Genomic DNA, 18,362 nt, shown 5'->3' with positions numbered 1-18,362 from the left:
TCACTGCATTACAAAGCTAACAAACAAGACTTTTTCAACTGTTGGCTTTCCTACCAATTCAGTTAATGTGGCTTGGATAGTTTCTAATGCCTTCTCCTGTAGTTTAATGCGCCCGTCCGGCACTTTCACGTCTTCGACGGTTTGTTGACTAATCAACATTAAGACATCGTTCTTTAACTGCGGCATATGCTGTTTAACGGCATCTTGCGCGTCACTTCCACGCACCATAAAAACCATTTTTATTTGCACCGTGCGATTTTTAGGTTTACCCGGTAGGTTGGCAGTAATTGCATTAGGGACACCGATATAAATAGGCTTCTCTTTAGGCTCACCAGGAGCCGGCGCTGCTGCCGCAGCAGCTTCTCCATCAGCTGCGCCTTCAGCAGCTGGTGGGGTTTCATCGCCGCCCATTAAGAAAAATGCCGCTGCCCCACCACCAATTAATAGAACCGCCGCAATAATAATAATGAGTTTGCCTTTGCCACCTTTCGCAGCTTCGCCATCTCCACCTACATCAATTTCTAAATCTTGATCATCATTTGCCATAATTTATTCCAATGTTAGTCATTTACTATAAAAGTAAAGGCTATATATCGGAAAAATGCAAAACTTATACCAGAAAAACAACTTTCAACAATATCCTTATAAATCAACAGCCTAGTTTCATTCAGACTCTACTGCTTAATAAAAATGTCAAAAAGTTGTCTATTAAAAACAACAAGCTAGTGGAAACAATAGGAAAAACCTTCGAGGAGTCATTTTTATGACATTGCGCGTATGAAGGCGAGTTTTTCTAGGGTAAATAGACTCTATGATAGAAAAGCTTAAACGAACAAGAATTAAGTCAGCAGCCAGAAAGTTTAAGGCTTTTGTTTTTATTCGCTTTAAAAAAAACCGTTAAATAACTCGCTTAACAACTCATTTAATAGCAAATATTAGCAAAGCGAATTTATTGAATGAAACTGACCAAGCTAAAATAACGGCTGCGCAGTTAACTATAAACATCAACAAGGTTGTGATTAATCTCTTGAGTTATGGTTTGTTGGTCGCCAGTCTGATTTTCCGCGAGCATGCCCGCTTGCTCTTTATTATCAGAAGAATCGTCTTTTTGCTCGCCGGCGCCTCGCTGGTTGACACTGGCTTCGCCTAAATTAATTCCACTGTCTGCAAGCATTTCTTTTAGCTTTTCCATGTGCTCCGACAAAGCATCTTTGGCCGCTTGATTATTCACCTGAAAAACAATATTAGTCTCACCGTTGGTTTGCTGAATTTTTACATTCATTGGGCCTAACTCTGGCGGATCGAGCATAATTTCTGCACTAGACATTGCCTGTTTAAACATCCATTGAATTCGCATAGCTAAATTAGCTGGAATATTACCTTTTAACTGCAACTGTTGAGGCATTTCTGGCTGCACAGACGTTTTTAAGCCTGCTTTAGTGTCACTATGCTCTACATTAGAAAGCGCTCTAATGCCTTCAACAGACTCTAATGCACTTAAATTGGAACGCGCGTTAGACTGCGTTTTAGATTGGGTTTCGTTGAGTAAGCTGGCAACCCTATTTAAGCTCCCTAATTGATTGTCTAGATTTGTGGCCGAAGGACTCATTTGTAACTGACTAAAAAACTCCTGGCGTTCAAGCTTAGACGCGTTGGCTTGGGCTAAGCCAAGTTTATGGTTAAGTTTTGATTCATTTGCGGCATCATCGCTGCCATGTAGCGCATTTTGAATTGCGGCTAAATCTTTGCCCGCATTTTTTGAAAGCGTTGCCACTCCCTCTCTGCCTAATTCAACTTCAGCTGCGCCACTTTTTTCTGGCATCAAGGCGCTTAGCTGTTCAGCTTTTTGCAAAGCCGCTTGGTCAGCTTTAACTTGACCCGGACTTTCTTGACCCTGACTTACTTGCCCAGCATTAACTTTATCGGCTTTGCTAGCTAACAATGCACCACCTAAAAGCTGATTGCTCGCATTGCTGTCTGTGCTCTTAATTTCTATCGATGCAGAGTGAAGTGTCGGGTCAAGGCTATCTAACATACTAGCAGACTTTGCAACCATCTCTTCTACTGGATCTTTAGGTAAATCAATAACGATTAAATCGTCTTTTTGCTTTTTATTTTTAGTAAAACTAACTTCAAAATTGTTAACAATGGGGAGTGGTTCCATGTCTAACGGTAACTGGTTGCCACTTTTTGCGGCAAAATGTGGCGAGTCGTTAGCTGATAAATCAAGCGTTGGGGTATTTTTATCAGCTAAATCGCCTTCATTTTTCAGAAAATTTAAAACGGATGTGAAGCTTTCAGGTCTGTCATGAGAACTATAGGTTAAATCTAATAGGCTTTCTTTCCCATTGATTTTAAAGAAAAAATTAGCATCACTCGCATTTGAGGCTCCCTCTTGCTGTGAGCTTTGGGTAGACCACAAAGGTGATAATAAATTTAGCATATCTGTTCTCCGCGCAACAATTTAACCAACAGCACTATTATTAGTAAACTTTGGTTAGTCATAGTCTTTACGAAAATACAGCATTAAAAGTGCCAACTTTGCAGCTTAACCGTTAAGAAAAACAAATAAGCCACTACTCAACAGCCTATCTTTTTAGCAAGTTAATTTAGGGGCGGCTCTTTCTATCAGTTGTTCAAATGCAGTATTACTTTGCAACGCGCCATACATTTGACTTGGCCGACTTCCTAAACGACCGTTTATAAATGCCTCAGCTACAAATGCTGGTGAGTAATTAATTAATACCGACGCTTGCCACAGAAGTGCCATTTTCTCTACCCAGTATCTCAAGTCTGTTTCTGCAATTTTATTTTGGGCTAATGCATTTTTGAGTTGGCCTAATGAATCATCGTAAGCTTTAAATTTTGCCTGAGCTTGCTCCAACTCGTTTATAAAATTAGCTGTGACTTTAGGCTCTTTAATAATAGCGCGCGCGACATCTAAGCACTGAATATTACCCGACCCTTCCCAAATGGCGTTAACTGGAGACTCTCGATACAAACGGGCAAGGACATTATCCTCAACTACTCCCACCCCGCCAATGGACTCCATGGCTTCATAGGTATGTTGTGGTGCACGTTTACAAATCCAATACTTTCCAATGGCTGTGCCAATTCGCAATAGCAGCCTTTCAGACTCTTGGGCTTGATTATCTAGCGCTTTTGCCAGCCTTAAACTAATCGCTAGCGCAGCTTCAGACTCCAATGCTAAATCGGCCAGCACATTTTTCATTAGCGGCTGCTGTTGTAAGTTTTGCCCGAAAACTTCTCTTCCGCCCGTATGGTGTATAGCTTGAGCCACGGCCAACCGCATAATTGCGGAAGAGCCAAGCATACAGTCGAATCGTGTTAACGACACCATTTCTAAAATAGTCTTAACTCCGCGTCCTTCTTCGCCAATTAACCACGCAAAAGCTTCTCTAAACTCTACTTCTGACGACGCATTAGAAATATTGCCCATTTTGTTTTTTAGGCGCTGAATAAACATTGAGTTTTTGGTGCCATCAGGTCGCCACCTAGGTAATAAAAAACAAGACAATCCACCTTCTGCTTGGGCTAAAACTAAGAATGCATCGCACATGGGTGCGGAACAAAACCATTTGTGACCGGTAAGTAAATAGCTTTTTCCACCGCCACGAAGGTCTATTGGTAGCGCTTTAGTTGTATTCGCCCTAACATCTGATCCGCCCTGCTTTTCTGTCATGGCCATACCGATGGTAACGCCTTGTTTTTCATAAAAAGGTCGATTTTGAGGATCATAATGGTTCGCTGTTATTTTCGGCAACCAAACTTTGGCAATATCTGGTTGGTGTTTGATCGCTGGAACCGCAGAAAAAGTCATGGTTAAAGGACAGCCGCTTCCCGGATCGGCTTGAGTATGTAAATAGGCAATACCGGCTCTAATTACATGCGAACCTAAATCGGGCGTTGTCCAAGGTAAGCTATGATGACCTGCTCGAATCGCTGCGTCCATTAACTGGTGATAGGCAGGGTGAAAGTTGACTTGGTCGATTCTATGCCCAAACCGATCATGCGTTTCAAATTCGGGTTTAAATTGGTTGGCTGAAAATCCAGCGGTTAACAATTGATTCCCGACCTGATGACCATAATCACTTAAACGCTCCTGCCCCCATGCGCCACCAAACTTTTCAATGTAATGGTTTAAAACTTGGTCACTAGTGTATGCGTTATAATTTTCAAGCGCAGTAGGCTGATTAAAAACTTGGTGGGTCTCAATAGCAGGATTAGTGTGGCTGAACCGGTTATTCTGGTTGTTGTGTTTGTCTTTTTTAATTTGATTGCTTTGATCGTTACTGCCCATGGGATTCTCTCACTGCGACGACGATTAGTAGAATATATCATAATCACCGTTTTAATCGAGCAGCTTAACTTGGCAAGCCCAATTATTGCAGCCAGGTTCGGTGTAAATCTCGCATTATTTCAACCAACTCTTCAAACTTGTAAGGCTTTACCACAAAGCGATCGGCATTAGACTGGCGCCCAATGATAATTTGCTTTTCTTCTATTGTGCCTGAAAACAAAACCACAGGAATATCGGCGAAACTAGGTGTTGCCTTAAGCTCAGCTAAGGCATCAAGCCCGCCCTTTACTGGCATAATTAAATCTAAAAGAATTAAACCAGGCTTGGGGAATTTGTCTACGTCTTCAAAAGGAGGCTGATTATTCAAATAATCAAATAGCTCAACCCCATTTTCAACCGTAACTAAAGGGTTAAAAGCGGCAATTTCGTGTAAGGCGAGCTGAACCAGCAAGTGATCTTCTTTGTCATCATCTGCAAAAACTATCGGGAGTAAACTCATCGACTACACTCCAAGTTAAACCATAGGGCAAAACATTTTGCCTTCACGCCCAAGTCGGATGCAGCCTGAATAGCTCATATTGAACTTTTCACAGTAACTAGTCAATTGATTAAGCTGTTTAACGTCTTCTATTTGATAAGTAAATTGAAAATTCGCCTTTTACAAAAATCGACCTATTAAAGCGTTCAAGCTTATTTGATCTGGTTTGTAAAGTCTCGGTTCCTCCCCTTTCTAAGGGGAGGTTAGGTGGGGTTGTTAGCACTCCCAGTCGAATACTCGGGATAATTCTTTCGTTGAACGTCCGGCTTACCCCCTCTAACTCCCCCTTGAAAAGGGGGAGGAGCAATATCCGCTTTATGCCAGCTTTTGCCGGTCGAGCAGTAACCCAGTAATGTCAGCTTATGGCCGTTTTCAAAATAGCCAGTTGTACGATTAGCTCGAACTCTTTATTCTATTTAGCCAAGTCAAGTATGAGCTACTAGCCATTAATTTATTAACACACTAATTTAAAATACTTCAACTTTAAACCTGAATATAGAATTTAACTCAAGCGCTACTAGCTAAAATCAAGCCGACGTAAGAGCAAGTTTTTTACGGTTTAAGTTATCATAGGTGAAGGCATCAATACGTATATTACTATCGTGTATAAAACCCACCCACAAAAAAAGGCGCTAAAAAGCGCCTTTTTTAAAAAATCAGTCGTTAATTATTTTTTAACGTCTAACTTTTCTTTGATTCTAGCAGACTTACCGCTACGCTCACGTAGATAGTAAAGTTTAGCTTGACGTACATCACCACGACGCTTAACAGTAATGCTGTCAACCATTGGGCTGTATGTTTGGAAAACACGCTCAACGCCTTCACCGTAAGAAATTTTTCTTACTGTAAATGCAGAGTTTAGGCCACGGTTTTTAACACCGATAACAACACCTTCAAACGCCTGTAAACGCTCACGGTCACCTTCTTTTACCTTCACCTGAACAACGACAGTATCACCTGGTGCAAAATCAGGGATTTCTTTACTCATTTGTTCCTGTTCCAGTTGATCAATTATCTTACTCATTGTCCACTCCTGGGTTTCTAATATCTAACGAATCTTTATTTTTAGTTTCTAGCGCAGCTTGATGCTCTGCTTGAAACTCCGCGAGCAACTTTTGCTCTTGTTGGGTTAATTCTTTTTGTTGCAGTAAATCAGGTCGCCTTAACCAAGTTCGCCCTAACCTTTGCTTTAATCGCCAGCGTTCTATGTGCTGATGATTTCCGCTCAACAATACTTTTGGAACTGACTGACCTTGGTACACTTCTGGTCGAGTATAATGAGGATGATCGAGTAAACCATCAACAAAAGAATCCTCTAACGCAGAGTCTTCGTGTCCAAGTACACTGGGTAATAATCGAGTCACCGAATCAATTATTGCCAAAGCGCCTAGTTCGCCGCCGCTTAGCACAAAATCGCCAAGCGAAATTTCTAAATCAATATGCTGCTCAATAAATCGCTCATCTATGCCTTCGTATCGACCACTTACTAAAACTAGATGTTCTGTTTCTGCAAGTTGTGTCACTAACTGATGATTTAATGGCTGCCCTTGAGGCGATAAATAAATCACAGTTGCTGGCTTAGTTTGCTTAGCAGCTAGAATCGCTTTTTCAAGCGGTTCAACTTTCATCAACATCCCCGGACCACCACCATAAGGTCTATCGTCAACGGTTCGATGTTTATCTGTGGTAAAGTCGCGTGGATTGATGTGTTCCAGTGAAACGCTACCTTCTTTTATAGCTCGGCCAACAACTCCATACTCACTCATTGCTGAAAACATTTCAGGAAATAGTGAAACTGAGGAAAACCGTATTAATGGTTCTGCCTGCTTAGTAGTCATTGTCCCAGTCAACCTCAATTGTTTGAGCATTAAGATCGACTTTTTTAATTACACTCTCTGGAATATAAGGAATCATCATTTCCTTCTCTTTACTTCCAGCAGCTTTCTCTGCCGATAACTTAACAACTAATACATCGTTAGCACCGGTTTCGATTAAATGCGATACTATACCCAAAGTTTCCCCTTGAGTATCAATCACTTGCAATCCTTCTAAGTCTCGCCAATAAAATTCATTGTCGGCCAGCGGTTGCATTTGAGACGGCATAATTGCAATCTCAGTTCCGATCATTGCATGCGCAGAATTTCTATCATTTATCCCCTCTAGCTGGGCAACAATAGTCTTTCCTTGAGAACGTCCATTTAAAAGCTTAATTGAACGCCATTCATTCTTTTGCTTAATAAGCCACGGGTTATACTTAACAATGTTAAGTCTTGGCTCGGTATGGGAAAAAACCTTAACCCAGCCTTGCACCCCATGGACGCCAGTTATTTTACCGACAATAACTGGAGATTCTTCCATCAGAATAATCTTTTAATTAAGCTGCAGCGTGATCTTTAACTAATTTTTTAACACGGTCACTCATTTGGGCGCCCTGTTCAATCCAGTGATCGATACGTGCGTTATCAACGCGTATACGCTCTTCTTGACCTGTAGCAACAGGGTTGAAAAAGCCAACACGCTCAATGAAACGACCGTCACGAGCATTACGCTTGTCAGTTACGACCATGTGATAAAATGGGCGCTTTTTTGAACCGCCACGAGCTAAACGTATGCTTACCATGCGTTATAATTCCTCTAAATTCTTTACTATATAGCCTGTCGAAACCGCTTGAAAAACTGTTCAAGAATTCCCCAGACCTCAAAGGACGCGCATTTTATCCTTAAATCTTGCGTTTGGAAACCCTTTTTTGTGTTTTAAGGGGTATAAATTAAGTTCACACTCAGTTTTTCTGAAAAAAGCGATTAAACTGAGTAAAATTCCCCCTTTAATAGCTTAAAGCTAGGGTTTATCGCCCCATAGGTGGCATACCTCCACCACCGCCCGGAGGCATCATTCCTTGAAGGCCGCGCATCATTTTCATCATGCCGCCTTTGCCTTTCATTTTCTTCATCATCTTTTGCATTTGCTTAAATTGCTTTAATAGTCGATTAACCGCTTGAATATCGGTTCCAGAACCACTTGCAATACGGCGTTTTCGCGAGCCTTTGATCATATCAGGTGCGGCTCTTTCTTTAGCGGTCATTGAGTTAATAATGGCTTCCATATGCACCGTGGCCTTATCACTCATTTGATCCTTGGCTGCTTGTGGCACATTGCCCATGCCAGGTAGCTTGTCCATCATGCTAGTTAAGCCACCCATGCTTTTCATTTGCACTAGTTGCTCTCTAAAGTCTTCTAAATCAAAACCTTGACCTTTTATAACCTTTTTAGCGAGCTTTTCTGCTTTGTCTTTATCAACCTTGCGTTCCACTTCTTCAATTAAGGAAAGCATGTCTCCCATACCCAGAATACGTGACGCAATTCGCTCAGGGTGAAATGGTTCTAAAGCATCAAGTTTTTCGCCCATACCAATAAACTTAATCGGTTTACCGGTAATTTGACGTATTGATAATGCCGCTCCACCACGGGCATCACCATCGGCTTTAGTTAAGATTACGCCGGTTAACGGAAGTGCCTCGTCAAATGCTTTTGCCGTATTAGCTGCATCTTGACCGGTCATACTATCAACGACAAACAGCGTTTCTGCTGGGTTAACGGCTGCATGAAGCTGTTTAATCTCGTTCATCATCTCTTCGTCAACCGCTAAACGACCCGCAGTATCTAGAATTAAAACGTCGGCAAAGGCTTTTTTAGCGGCTTTTATGGCTGCTTTGGCTATATCTATAGGCTTTTGGTCAACGGAACTTGGAAAAAATTCTGCGCCAACATCACCCGCAACCTTTTCAAGCTGGGCAATTGCCGCCGGACGATAAACGTCGGCACTCACCACCATAACCGACTTTTTCTCTCGCTCGATTAAATAACGCGCAAGCTTTGCGGTCGAAGTCGTTTTACCAGCGCCTTGCAAGCCAGCCATTAATACGACTGCCGGAGGTGTCGCTTTCAGCTCTAAGCTTTCATTCGCGGCTCCCATGGCTTTTACCAACTCATCGTTGACCACTTTTATAAACGCTTGGCCAGGAGTTAAGCTTGCTTTAACCTCTTTCCCTAATGCTCGATATTTTATTTTGGTGACAAACTCTTTTACAACCGGCAAGGCTACGTCGGCCTCTAGCAGCGCCATACGCACTTCGCGTAACGTTGTTTTTATATTGTCTTCGGTAATTCTGCCTTTACCACTGACTTTTTTCAGTACCCGATTTAGGCGATCACTTAAGCTATCAAACATATTATTTTCCTAATTAATCGATTCATGCTTGCATCAATGGTGGCTATTATAGCCAGATCACAGCTCATCACAAGCACTCTTCAACACAATCTAAGCGCCATTTTAACGCCAAAGCGTAAACAATTGGGTGAATATTAATTGTTTACTGATATTAGTGGTTTACAGGGTTTACAAGCTATCAGATAATAACGACACTATTGTTTAAGGATATCTCCATTGAATTTGCTGATTCTTGAGTCAACTAGCATCATTCTTTATAGCGGACTTTTTATTTACACTTGGCTTCGCTTATCTAAGTCGCAGCCGCTTCACCCTGTTTCTGCAGTTATTTTTGGACTAGCTTGGTTTATCCACGGCTACCTAGCTTATTGGCTAATAGACGGTGGCCAAGGCCAAAACCTAAGCCTTTTTAATATTTTTTGCATGACAACCTGGATTGCTTCTAGTTTAGTGGGCTGGAACTGGTTTAAACATCAAGCATACCCATTATTACTAGTGTCTTTGCCCATTGCGGCAATAAGCATTTTAGAAGCTGCACTGTTTAAAAGTGAGTCACAACTCTATCTCAGCGGTAAAGTTATAAACTTATTGCATATTTTAACCGGCATAACCGCTCTGAGCTTCTTACTTATGGCTGCAATGCAGGCATCATTAGTACTTTACTTAGACCGAGGGTTACGCAAACACCCTGCAAATATCCACCGCTGGCTTGGTTCTTTAGAAAGCATGGAGCGCTATTTAATACAGCTTTTAGTCATTGGTTTCATCAGTATGAGTATTTCACTTGGTCTAGTCACATTTATTCCTAGCGATGTATTTTCTCAGCAGGCGCTTCACAAGGTGGTTTTAACTATTGCCTCTTGGGTTGTACTAGGCATATTAATGTACGGTCATTTTATGCGAGGCTGGAGAGGCACATTTGCTGCTAAATTGAGCTTAGTTGGCTCAATTCTACTTCTCATAGGCTACTTTGGCACTAAACTCGTTGTTGAGTTTTTAATCGTTTAAATCAATTAAAGTGAGTTAATAATCCCTTGGAACACATTTCAACCGAAACACTAATTATTATATTAGTGGTGTTAATCATTTGTTCTGGCTTTTTCTCTGGCTCAGAAACCGGCATGATGTCGCTTAATCGATATCGCTTAAAACACCATGTAAAAAATAAAAAACGCGGCGCAATATTAACCCAAGGTTTACTCAATCGCCCAGATAGGCTGATTGGTTTAATCTTAATTGGTAATAACTTTGTGAATATAATGGCCGCGTCAATCGCTACCATTATTTGCGAAAGGATTTGGGGAGCAGGACCGGCTAGTGTGCTTATCGCCACTATCGGGCTTACCTTCATTGTGTTAGTTTTTGCCGAAGTCACTCCAAAAACCTTAGCCGCACTACACCCAGAAAAAGTCGCGTTTCCAGCCTCTTATATTTTAACGCCATTATATAAACTGCTTATTCCGGCAGTAGTAGGCCTTAACTTCATAACCAACGGGCTTTTAAAACTTATTAGAGTCGATGTACACGCCGCAGCTAAAGACACTCTAGACAGTGACGAATTAAAAATTATCGTTAACGAAGCCGGCGCGCTCATTCCTAAACGACATCAAAATATGTTGCTTAGTATTCTTGATTTAGAAAAAGTTACCGTCGAAGACATTATGATTCCGCGTAGTGAAATTACCGGCATAGATATTGAGCAGCCTATTGAAATAATTTTAAGTCAATTAAAAAACTCAGTTCATTCTAGGTTACCGGTATACCGCACCGAAATAGATCATGTTGTGGGCTTTTTACATGCAAGGCAAATGGTAAAGTTACTCACTGCAGACGACGATCACTTGTCCAAAGATGCCATTTTAGACGCGATCAACCCCGTCTACTTCATACCAGAAGGCACACCGCTAAACACTCAACTACTTAACTTTCAAAGAAAAAAGCTTCGAATAGGCCTAGTTGTAGATGAGTACGGTGACATTTTAGGTTTAGCTACAATAGAAGATATATTAGAAGAAATTGTCGGTGAATTTACGACAGACTTCGCCGACACAAGCAAAGATATTCAACGTTCGGACGACGGCAGTATTATAATCGATGGCTCAACTACAGTAAGAGATATTAATCGTAATTTAAGCTGGAAATTGCCTACTGACGGCCCAAAAACTCTAAACGGTTTAATCTTAGAGTATATTGAGTCAATCCCGCAGGCTGGCACAGGGATGCGTTTATATGGTTACCCAATGGAAATATTACAAGTTAAAGCGAATATGGTAAAAAGTGTTAAAGTATGGCCTTCTTTATACAAAAAACCGATTCCTAGAGTCGCAGAATAGGCCAATGCAAACAAAACGATCTAATTAATCAATGCTGTAATAATATTTAACAATAGTTGTCATATATTTGGTTAAAAATTCCACAAAATCAGTTTTCATCATCTACAATAAGTGATATCTTCTCAGTATGTGATCTACTTCTCATTCTGGGATGTGGTAGTAGGTTACACGTAGATAACCTCACAAATGGATGCTCGGAGGATTTGATGCCCACACAACACCAAGAGTCAGAAGTAAATAAACCTGACTACAACAGCCGTTCAGGCGAATCTAATGTGAAAGAATTTCCGCGAAGTGGCCGTTTCTTTTGTACAAGAGGTCTGTGGTTTTTTAAAACCCGAGAAGGTTTAGACTATGGTCCTTACAATTCTAGGACAGAATGTAAATATGCCTATAATGAATTTATCGAAGTGGTCAGTACCTTAAGCGATATTTCTAGTGAGCCAACCAACTTTGAAGAAGGTGAAACTCACTGGAAAATGCCAAAAATAAACTTTAGTTAGTTTTTACTTGCTACCAGATACTAAAAAGAGCGCTCAATGCGCTCTTTTTTATAGCTTGCTTAAAATCACACTAATAAAATACCGAAAAATAAATTCGAATTACATTCGCATTATAAGAATATAAAGGTTCATCACCCGGAGTATCTACCTCTACTCTGAGATCTTTAAAGTCTTCAAAATCAAAATAGATACGATCAAAGCTGACATTGGCGGTAAATTTATCTAGTAACTCCCAACCTTTTAGCTCTTTAGTGTAAGCAATTCCAAAACCAAAGGCATTAGCATTAAAAGTACTCATTTCTTTGTCTCTTGCTCTAAAATTTTGTGCGTCAATTTGAGAGAACAAATCACTATAGAAATTCGCTTTGGTTTGCGCATAATGACGTAACTTAAAGTCAAACATCCATTCATCACCAAGCGGATGTACATAACCTGTTTCAATAGTGTCTGCTTCTATTCCCCAGGTATCGGCAAATCGTTTATATTCTAGTTTTAACGAGGCTCGATACGGAAGGTAGTACATTCCCCTAATAGCAACCGAATCACTCGTTCTGGTTTCTGGATAAAGCTCTTCTTGACGCGCATACTCTGTGGGAGACACTAAATAACGTACTGAGCGATAAGGGTTATTTAAATAGCCCTGATCAGTAATAGTTTCTAAACTGAGGTTTATTAAACTATTTTTAGTGAGTATTTGTGAGACCCCGACTCTGAAGTGACGGCGTTTTGCCTCTGCCGCAAACGATTCATCTTCACGTTTTCCAACGTCGTCCCAACCTTGCGAGAAACCCAAGTTTAAGGTGGTTAAATCACCAAAAAAATCTTGGCTAATACCAAAGTGTGCCGATCGGGCAGAAAAATCATTTTCATCACTTGCGGTATAGTTAAGGCTCATGGTGGTTTTATCATGCAAGTAGTCTATGCCTAAACTCTTTTCTACGCGGCGCTCGGTGTAGGCGCTGGCGGTTGTTACCACATCAATTGACGCACTACTGACATTGTCGACGTAATAATTAGCGGAAATAGAGACAGTATCTTTAATTGACTTGCGCAATAAAATAGAAGGTCCTTGAATGTCGACTCCCCCTCCTTCGTAGTAATGATATAAGGCATCACTTCTATCTTCGGGAAGCACTGCAGATTCTACTATTGGCAGCCAACTAAATAAAAATATGACTTTAAAGAGAACTTTACAGTTTAGAAAAATTGCTATTTTTCTAGTTACAGCCACACCCACCTCCGGCACTTCCTTCTGCGCCACGCGCCCCTTCTCTTGCTTGATGTACATGGTGTAAATAATTATCTGAAACCGGTGCACGCCCAAACGCCATAATAGGATCGGCTAAATTTTGACGCTCATAGGGCTTTAGCCAGGGTTTAATGGTGCAGCCACTCAATAACAAGAGTGAGGAAATGGTAATCAGCTTAATAACAATACTGCTTATTTTCACTCATTACTCCCGCATTAACTTTTTAATTTGTGCTTTGTATTTATCTTCGTCACCACTTTTATAGCCAGGGTGAACCATTCTTACATTGCCATCTCTATCAATAATTGCGGTACTCGGCATGGCAGAAACACTATACATTTCACTGACTTTACTTTCTGGGTCGTATAAAACAGGGAAATCTACTGGAGTGTCTTTTAAATACCCAATCGCTTTAGACGAATCAGCATCAACATTAACGCCTAATACGGCAAAACCGAGCGGCGAATATTTATTATGTAGATCGTTTAAAATAGGCATTTCTTGTCGGCAAGGACCACACCAAGAGGCCCAAAAGTTAAGTAAAACGACTTGACCACGAAAATCTGAGAGACGTAAGTTTTTACCGGAGTTGCTTTTTAAAGTGAAATCCGGCGCGGGTATTTTCGTATCTGCGGCACTAACTAGGCCACAAGAAAACACTAACACAAGTGCCACTAACTTTAACGATATACTGGTCAATTTTGTCATTGTTACTTCCAATAGATTAAAAAAACATGGCTAAATTATAGCGTTATCCTAGAAAAATAGTGTGAATCCTGTTGAGATTTCAAGATCACTGGCAGTTTTAACCCCAACAATTTCGATTTTATAAATGTAATCTCTCACATTAACGTTAAAAGCCATCCAATCATTAAAGAGCACTTGATAACCGCCACCAACCACTGCTGTTGAATGGTTATCTCCGGCAAAGTTAGTACTTCCTAAGCCCGCTAACAGGTAAAAATTGCTAGTGAAAGCAATATCTCTACCTAAAAACCCTTCTCCCGGTAATATATTAAAGCCCAGCGAGATATCGTAATGAGAATACTTTCGTTCACCGGCAAGAATAGAAATTCCGGTGAGAATTTCTGCGCTGGTTAAATCGGCTTCTGACTGACCGTAGTTTGCAGCGATAAACAAATCTTCAGTCACATGGTAAGCTACTGTAGCTCCAACAATGTCGTTGGCACCAAAGTCTTCAATGCTTATAACGCCATAATAAGCACCGATTTCCCAGTTTTCTGTATCTATCGCGTCTTTATCGACTTCGCGGCGCTCTACCTGCGGGTCAAAGACTTTAATATTAGACAGGCCGCTTTCGGTTTCTTGTTGCTCTGCTGCTAACACAGAAACACCAAGCCCCGCTAATAAGACGCCTAAAATCGCTTTTAAAAAAATACGCTGAATCCTAATTTCCATTCTTCCACTTCATCATTTTCATTCCGACTGGTTAAAATTGTATGTGAATTATACTCTGCGCGAAGAAAAAATTGACGCGACACATACACCCTAGCTCCCACCCCAACATTAACGGTTTCATCTTGCCGATCTTCCGGAAAGACCAATGTTGCTCTGGGCTTTGTTTTAATCATTCCTGCCCCTAATTTAAAATAAGGCGATACAATCCATTCAGGGAAAGGCTGATGCATAATGTTAATATTGGCAAACTGAATATCCGAGACGTTCCCTAAAGCTTGTGATACTGCAAGTTCGGTGGCAATGTTTTCGGTCCAATTCCACCCCCAGTAAAGCGTCATGACATTGGCCCCACCAAATTCGCCACTTAATGCCCCCACCTCAAAATCTCGCTGTACAAATTGTATTTGGTCAGGTTTATTTGTTTTGTATTGGGTTCCATCTAAGTTTAGGGTGCGCTGCATTTGATCCTCGTGAACCCAGCCCAGCTTACCTTTAGGAGAAATAATTTTATACCACTGAGTTTTCTTTTTTACTAATTGAATCAGTTGGTGCTTTTCAACAATATGAAAAACAGGATAACCACGTCCAGGACCGCTGTGCATTTCTATAAATGCCTCAGCAACCTGTACTTTTTGATATTGGTCTTCTGCTAGTGTCTCAAACACAAAACTCGCACAAAAACACCAAGCAAAAATTAATTGAGTGAAAAGCTTACCTGCAAATTTCAAAATTTTAGATTCCTACTACGGCTTATTTTTATTCACATCACTGTGGTACATCAAACGGATTATTATAGTATTGGCCGCCAATATCCAGCCATTCCGAAATTAATTTTAATTCTGCGTCGGTTAACCAGCCTTCATGGGTACCGCCTGGGTTGAACACATTAAAGAATCTTTGGCTATTGCGCGCCGCATTAACGTTCATTGACGCAGCCACATTGACGGTGTTCATGACCGGTATAGGGTTACCATCGTCATCAAGTATTAAGTTTCCGTCTGCATCCGTTTCGTAAATTGGGTTTCCGTTAGCGTCCAGTGCAGGCTCTAAGCGGTCGATTAATGCCCCGTTGGCAAGCTCTAATTCATTATCATTAAACATTAACTCGCGATACGAGGTGAGTTGATCGGGTTCATCTACCGAGGGGGTACCAATTAATTCAAGCTGTCCTAACGGTACCCGGGTTTGATCCATTTCGTCGGTCGGGCTATGACAACTGACACAAGTATAATCTGAAACTAAATTTCCCATAGAGTCAAAGGTTTGTCTTGGCAATTCCCATAAAGGTTGAATAACATCAATGTAGTTAATTGTTATTCGGCAAAGCCCATTCCATTCACTCATACACGCCAAGTTAGTGGGTGAAGGCGTTGTTAAGTCTTGATAAAGGTAATTAATGCTGGGATCTAAAGCGCGCACATTGGGATCAGTCCATTCATCAATAAACTCAATATTAACTGATAAGTCTCTTACGCCATTAATGCGCGCATAAACTTGTGCCATGGTTTCGCCTTCGTCAGCAAATAATGCAGGATTAGTATTAGGAAAAGGTGAACCTGTGACCGCTGAGCCTAAGTTAATAGAACTTGGTTGAGCATCAATGCGCCCATGTGGCTGCTCAGAGTTGTTTGCGTGACACCCATTACATTGCTTTTCTTCACCAGCGGTAACGCTTATCCAGTTTTGGTGACGCGGGCTAATTCTTTGACCGTTTGCATCAACAATACTAATACTAAAAGCAACATCTGCCGGTACTTTAAACATCACACTACCGTCCGGTTCAATCGGTACATAGCCCAATATGTCACGCATTAATTGGGCTTGGCTACGCCCAAAAGCAGTGCCATCAAGGTCAACTAAATCATCATCTGGCATAGATACGGCTTTCACGACCCTTAAAAACCGCGCAGGTCGGTCAGCGGCGGTCGACTGTAAAGGGTCAGCCATTGCACTAATCCCCAAGGGGCTAACATCAACACCATCAACGTCATAAACACTTCTAATATGTACAACGCCTAAATTGGCATCTAAAAGCTCATTACTTGCGTTCTCGCTAAGCGGCGGAATTACACTCGGTAATTGTTTAGGCGCTAGAGGCACAACCTCATGATAAACGATTCCTTCTTCCGCAATGACAATCGGCAACTGCGTTTGGTTAAGCGGATTATAAATCCATATGCCATATAAAGGGTCTGACTCTTGTACATCGGCTTGGGCTAAGTTTTCAGCGTTACAGTCAACAGAGTAAGGTTGATTATTTTCATCAAGTTGAGTAATTCGGCAAGGTGACCAGCTCATTAACATCCGTTGAGTACCATCAAACAACGGAAACAGATCAGCAAAACGCCCTCCTATTGAGATCTCATTATCAGTTCTCACATCATAGGGTGTGGCGCTCACTTGCCCAACACTTCCACCGCTGGCATTCGCGCTTTGCGTATTAATATCAATAAAGTTTTGCCAATCAATATAAGCGAGCTCACCACCTAAGCGGTTAGATTGAGACGGTTTTAGCGCAGTTAATAATCGACCATCTTCTATTTCTCGCGGTTTGATAAAGTCGACATTGCTGTTATCGCTACCACTATTATGGCTATGCCTTCCGTATAGTATTTCAAGTTGAGAGCCATCCGGGTTAACTTGGTAAAGATTTATGGTGTTATTTTGGGCAACATTATCCCATCGGCTAAATACAATTTTGCCATTTGTGAGCACACTCGGGTGCATGTCATGACTTTGATTAAAAGTAATTTGTTTAATATTTTCGCCCGTTTCGCTCATGACGTGAAGCGATAAAGTTTGTACATTGCGATCTTCATCTAAAGCAATAAACTGGGGCTTTCCCTCATCGAGTAAAACGGCTTTTGCTTGGCGTTGACGAGTAGACGCAAAAACAATTCGGCCATCGGGCAAATATTGTGGAGACACATCGTCGCCAGCTTCTGCACTAATATCTGATGAAATGATGCGGCGCAAGTTATCGGCGCTAACGTCATATTCCCAAATATTCCATTTAGGTTGTTCGTCTTCATCTGCGTTTTCTATTTCCGGTGCACGCATTGCAAAAAGCAGCTTACTGCCATCCGCTGATACCGCTAGATCTTTAACGTCATAGAGTGCTCCTTCTTCAAAAATACCTTCAGTTAATACTCGGTCTTGCGCAGAAAGGCTAGCTCTGTCACGTATAATAAGCTCGGCGCCGGGGTTAAAGCTAACAGGCTCGCGCAACTCAAACATGACAGGGGTTGGATTACCAGCTTGATCCATTTCAACTGGAATCGGTCTTTTAACAAAGGCAATAGGAAAGTCGACAACCACCGGATCAGGCTGCTGCCCTGAGCCTACTAAATCGCCATTACTCCCAGTGCAGCTTGCCACAAGCAAAACACTAACAAATATAAGGATTAAGTCTCTAAAGTTTTTCATGCAACTCACTTCCTAGGGTAATTGGCTGGTATAAATTTGCTTTGGGTGGATAGCTATTTTAAAAGTATTGACTAACTGCGCATACTTAAACCAAGTTTTGCTCAGCATAGCACGGCCAAATATCTCAAAAACAAATAAAGCGCTGTTGTCATTGCATACCATCAAATTAAAAAACTCATGGGTCAAATATCGCATAGGTGTTTTCAAACAAAACCAACACAATAGTAACCTATTGGAAATCAATCCACTTGCTTAAATTAATTCAATATAGCGATATTAATAAGCAACTAGCACTGCTTTTACAAGTAAACTAGCACTACCTTAATAAGTTAATAATAGATAA

18 protein-coding genes are annotated in these 18,362 nt (G+C 41.1%); 3 read left to right on the top strand and 15 right to left on the bottom strand.

Going from position 1 to position 18,362, the window contains the following annotated elements; translation table 11 throughout:
• The 9 genes from ACUR5C_RS05665 to ffh form a co-directional block, all read right to left on the bottom strand.
• On the bottom strand, positions 1-546 hold the full coding sequence (locus tag ACUR5C_RS05665) for a flagellar basal body-associated FliL family protein (protein WP_454467387.1): 546 nt from the start codon (positions 544-546) through the stop codon (positions 1-3).
• A 445-nt stretch (positions 547-991) separates the two neighbouring features.
• Positions 992-2,443 (bottom strand): flagellar hook-length control protein FliK, encoded by a 1,452-nt coding sequence (locus ACUR5C_RS05660; RefSeq protein ID WP_454467386.1) that lies wholly within the window; start codon positions 2,441-2,443, stop codon positions 992-994.
• Between the two features lie 153 nt (positions 2,444-2,596).
• Positions 2,597-4,321, bottom strand: a complete 1,725-nt coding sequence (locus ACUR5C_RS05655; RefSeq protein WP_454467385.1) for an acyl-CoA dehydrogenase family protein — start codon at positions 4,319-4,321, stop codon at positions 2,597-2,599.
• An 82-nt stretch (positions 4,322-4,403) separates the two neighbouring features.
• Positions 4,404-4,820 carry a response regulator gene (locus tag ACUR5C_RS05650; RefSeq protein ID WP_454467384.1) on the bottom strand — a complete coding sequence of 139 codons (417 nt, stop codon included), beginning with the start codon at positions 4,818-4,820 and terminating at the stop codon, positions 4,404-4,406.
• Between the two features lie 706 nt (positions 4,821-5,526).
• Positions 5,527-5,883 (bottom strand): 50S ribosomal protein L19, encoded by a 357-nt coding sequence (gene rplS / locus ACUR5C_RS05645; protein WP_454467383.1) that lies wholly within the window; start codon positions 5,881-5,883, stop codon positions 5,527-5,529.
• Positions 5,876-6,670 (bottom strand): tRNA (guanosine(37)-N1)-methyltransferase TrmD, encoded by a 795-nt coding sequence (gene trmD, locus ACUR5C_RS05640; protein ID WP_454467867.1) that lies wholly within the window; start codon positions 6,668-6,670, stop codon positions 5,876-5,878. The genes rplS and trmD overlap by 8 nt, the downstream gene beginning before the upstream one ends.
• Positions 6,671-6,686: 16 nt before the next feature.
• Complete coding sequence (rimM, locus tag ACUR5C_RS05635) at positions 6,687-7,217, bottom strand: ribosome maturation factor RimM (protein ID WP_454467382.1); 531 nt, start codon at positions 7,215-7,217, stop codon at positions 6,687-6,689.
• A 16-nt stretch (positions 7,218-7,233) separates the two neighbouring features.
• Positions 7,234-7,479 (bottom strand): 30S ribosomal protein S16, encoded by a 246-nt coding sequence (gene rpsP, locus ACUR5C_RS05630; protein ID WP_454467381.1) that lies wholly within the window; start codon positions 7,477-7,479, stop codon positions 7,234-7,236.
• A 226-nt stretch (positions 7,480-7,705) separates the two neighbouring features.
• Entirely contained in the window at positions 7,706-9,088 is a 1,383-nt protein-coding gene (gene ffh / locus ACUR5C_RS05625; protein WP_454467380.1) for a signal recognition particle protein, read from the bottom strand.
• A 216-nt stretch (positions 9,089-9,304) separates the two neighbouring features.
• Between ffh and ACUR5C_RS05620 the strand changes: the two genes are divergently transcribed.
• The 3 genes from ACUR5C_RS05620 (at position 9,305) to ACUR5C_RS05610 (ending at position 11,924) form a co-directional block, all read left to right on the top strand.
• Positions 9,305-10,096, top strand: a complete 792-nt coding sequence (locus tag ACUR5C_RS05620; RefSeq protein WP_454467379.1) for a cytochrome C assembly family protein — start codon at positions 9,305-9,307, stop codon at positions 10,094-10,096.
• 26 nt (positions 10,097-10,122) lie between these two features.
• Positions 10,123-11,421, top strand: a complete 1,299-nt coding sequence (locus ACUR5C_RS05615; protein WP_454467378.1) for an HlyC/CorC family transporter — start codon at positions 10,123-10,125, stop codon at positions 11,419-11,421.
• Between the two features lie 206 nt (positions 11,422-11,627).
• Positions 11,628-11,924 carry a DUF6316 family protein gene (locus tag ACUR5C_RS05610; protein ID WP_454467377.1) on the top strand — a complete coding sequence of 99 codons (297 nt, stop codon included), beginning with the start codon at positions 11,628-11,630 and terminating at the stop codon, positions 11,922-11,924.
• A gap of 70 nt (positions 11,925-11,994) precedes the next feature.
• Here ACUR5C_RS05610 and ACUR5C_RS05605 read toward each other — a convergent pair whose 3' ends face one another.
• The 6 genes from ACUR5C_RS05605 to ACUR5C_RS05580 are packed head-to-tail and all read right to left on the bottom strand — an operon-like array spanning position 11,995 to position 18,019.
• Positions 11,995-13,155: a DUF3570 domain-containing protein gene (locus ACUR5C_RS05605; RefSeq protein ID WP_454467376.1), complete on the bottom strand. Its 1,161-nt coding sequence runs from the start codon at positions 13,153-13,155 to the stop codon at positions 11,995-11,997.
• Positions 13,142-13,375: a DUF4266 domain-containing protein gene (locus ACUR5C_RS05600; protein WP_454467375.1), complete on the bottom strand. Its 234-nt coding sequence runs from the start codon at positions 13,373-13,375 to the stop codon at positions 13,142-13,144. Before ACUR5C_RS05600 ends, ACUR5C_RS05605 begins: the two co-directional genes overlap by 14 nt.
• Positions 13,376-13,378: 3 nt before the next feature.
• Positions 13,379-13,882: a TlpA family protein disulfide reductase gene (locus ACUR5C_RS05595; protein WP_454467374.1), complete on the bottom strand. Its 504-nt coding sequence runs from the start codon at positions 13,880-13,882 to the stop codon at positions 13,379-13,381.
• 48 nt (positions 13,883-13,930) lie between these two features.
• The gene (locus ACUR5C_RS05590) at positions 13,931-14,593 is read right to left on the bottom strand and encodes an outer membrane beta-barrel domain-containing protein (protein WP_454467373.1); all 663 of its coding nucleotides are present in this window, start codon (positions 14,591-14,593) and stop codon (positions 13,931-13,933) included.
• Positions 14,563-15,321 (bottom strand): outer membrane beta-barrel protein, encoded by a 759-nt coding sequence (locus tag ACUR5C_RS05585; RefSeq protein ID WP_454467372.1) that lies wholly within the window; start codon positions 15,319-15,321, stop codon positions 14,563-14,565. Before ACUR5C_RS05585 ends, ACUR5C_RS05590 begins: the two co-directional genes overlap by 31 nt.
• Before the next feature lie 37 nt (positions 15,322-15,358).
• Entirely contained in the window at positions 15,359-18,019 is a 2,661-nt protein-coding gene (locus ACUR5C_RS05580; protein ID WP_454467371.1) for an HzsA-related protein, read from the bottom strand.
• Between the last annotated feature and the right edge of the window lie 343 nt (positions 18,020-18,362).

It is taken from the genome of Aliikangiella aequoris, from assembly GCF_053709105.1.
The sequence above is the reverse complement of the archived record's forward strand: the minus strand, read 5'-3'. Positions and strand labels throughout refer to the sequence as shown.

What these genes read in the sequence shown, in the direction of transcription:
- ACUR5C_RS05665 (WP_454467387.1), bottom strand. Translation starts at nt 546, where the DNA reads ATGGCAAATGATGATCAAGATTTAGAAATTGATGTAGGTGGAGATGGC.
- ACUR5C_RS05660 (WP_454467386.1), bottom strand. Translation starts at nt 2,443, where the DNA reads ATGCTAAATTTATTATCACCTTTGTGGTCTACCCAAAGCTCACAGCAA.
- ACUR5C_RS05655 (WP_454467385.1), bottom strand. Translation starts at nt 4,321, where the DNA reads ATGGGCAGTAACGATCAAAGCAATCAAATTAAAAAAGACAAACACAAC.
- ACUR5C_RS05650 (WP_454467384.1), bottom strand. Translation starts at nt 4,820, where the DNA reads ATGAGTTTACTCCCGATAGTTTTTGCAGATGATGACAAAGAAGATCAC.
- rplS (WP_454467383.1), bottom strand. Translation starts at nt 5,883, where the DNA reads ATGAGTAAGATAATTGATCAACTGGAACAGGAACAAATGAGTAAAGAA.
- rimM (WP_454467382.1), bottom strand. Translation starts at nt 7,217, where the DNA reads ATGGAAGAATCTCCAGTTATTGTCGGTAAAATAACTGGCGTCCATGGG.
- rpsP (WP_454467381.1), bottom strand. Translation starts at nt 7,479, where the DNA reads ATGGTAAGCATACGTTTAGCTCGTGGCGGTTCAAAAAAGCGCCCATTT.
- ffh (WP_454467380.1), bottom strand. Translation starts at nt 9,088, where the DNA reads ATGTTTGATAGCTTAAGTGATCGCCTAAATCGGGTACTGAAAAAAGTC.
- ACUR5C_RS05610 (WP_454467377.1), top strand. Translation starts at nt 11,628, where the DNA reads ATGCCCACACAACACCAAGAGTCAGAAGTAAATAAACCTGACTACAAC.
- ACUR5C_RS05595 (WP_454467374.1), bottom strand. Translation starts at nt 13,882, where the DNA reads ATGACAAAATTGACCAGTATATCGTTAAAGTTAGTGGCACTTGTGTTA.
- ACUR5C_RS05590 (WP_454467373.1), bottom strand. Translation starts at nt 14,593, where the DNA reads ATGGAAATTAGGATTCAGCGTATTTTTTTAAAAGCGATTTTAGGCGTC.
- ACUR5C_RS05580 (WP_454467371.1), bottom strand. Translation starts at nt 18,019, where the DNA reads ATGAAAAACTTTAGAGACTTAATCCTTATATTTGTTAGTGTTTTGCTT.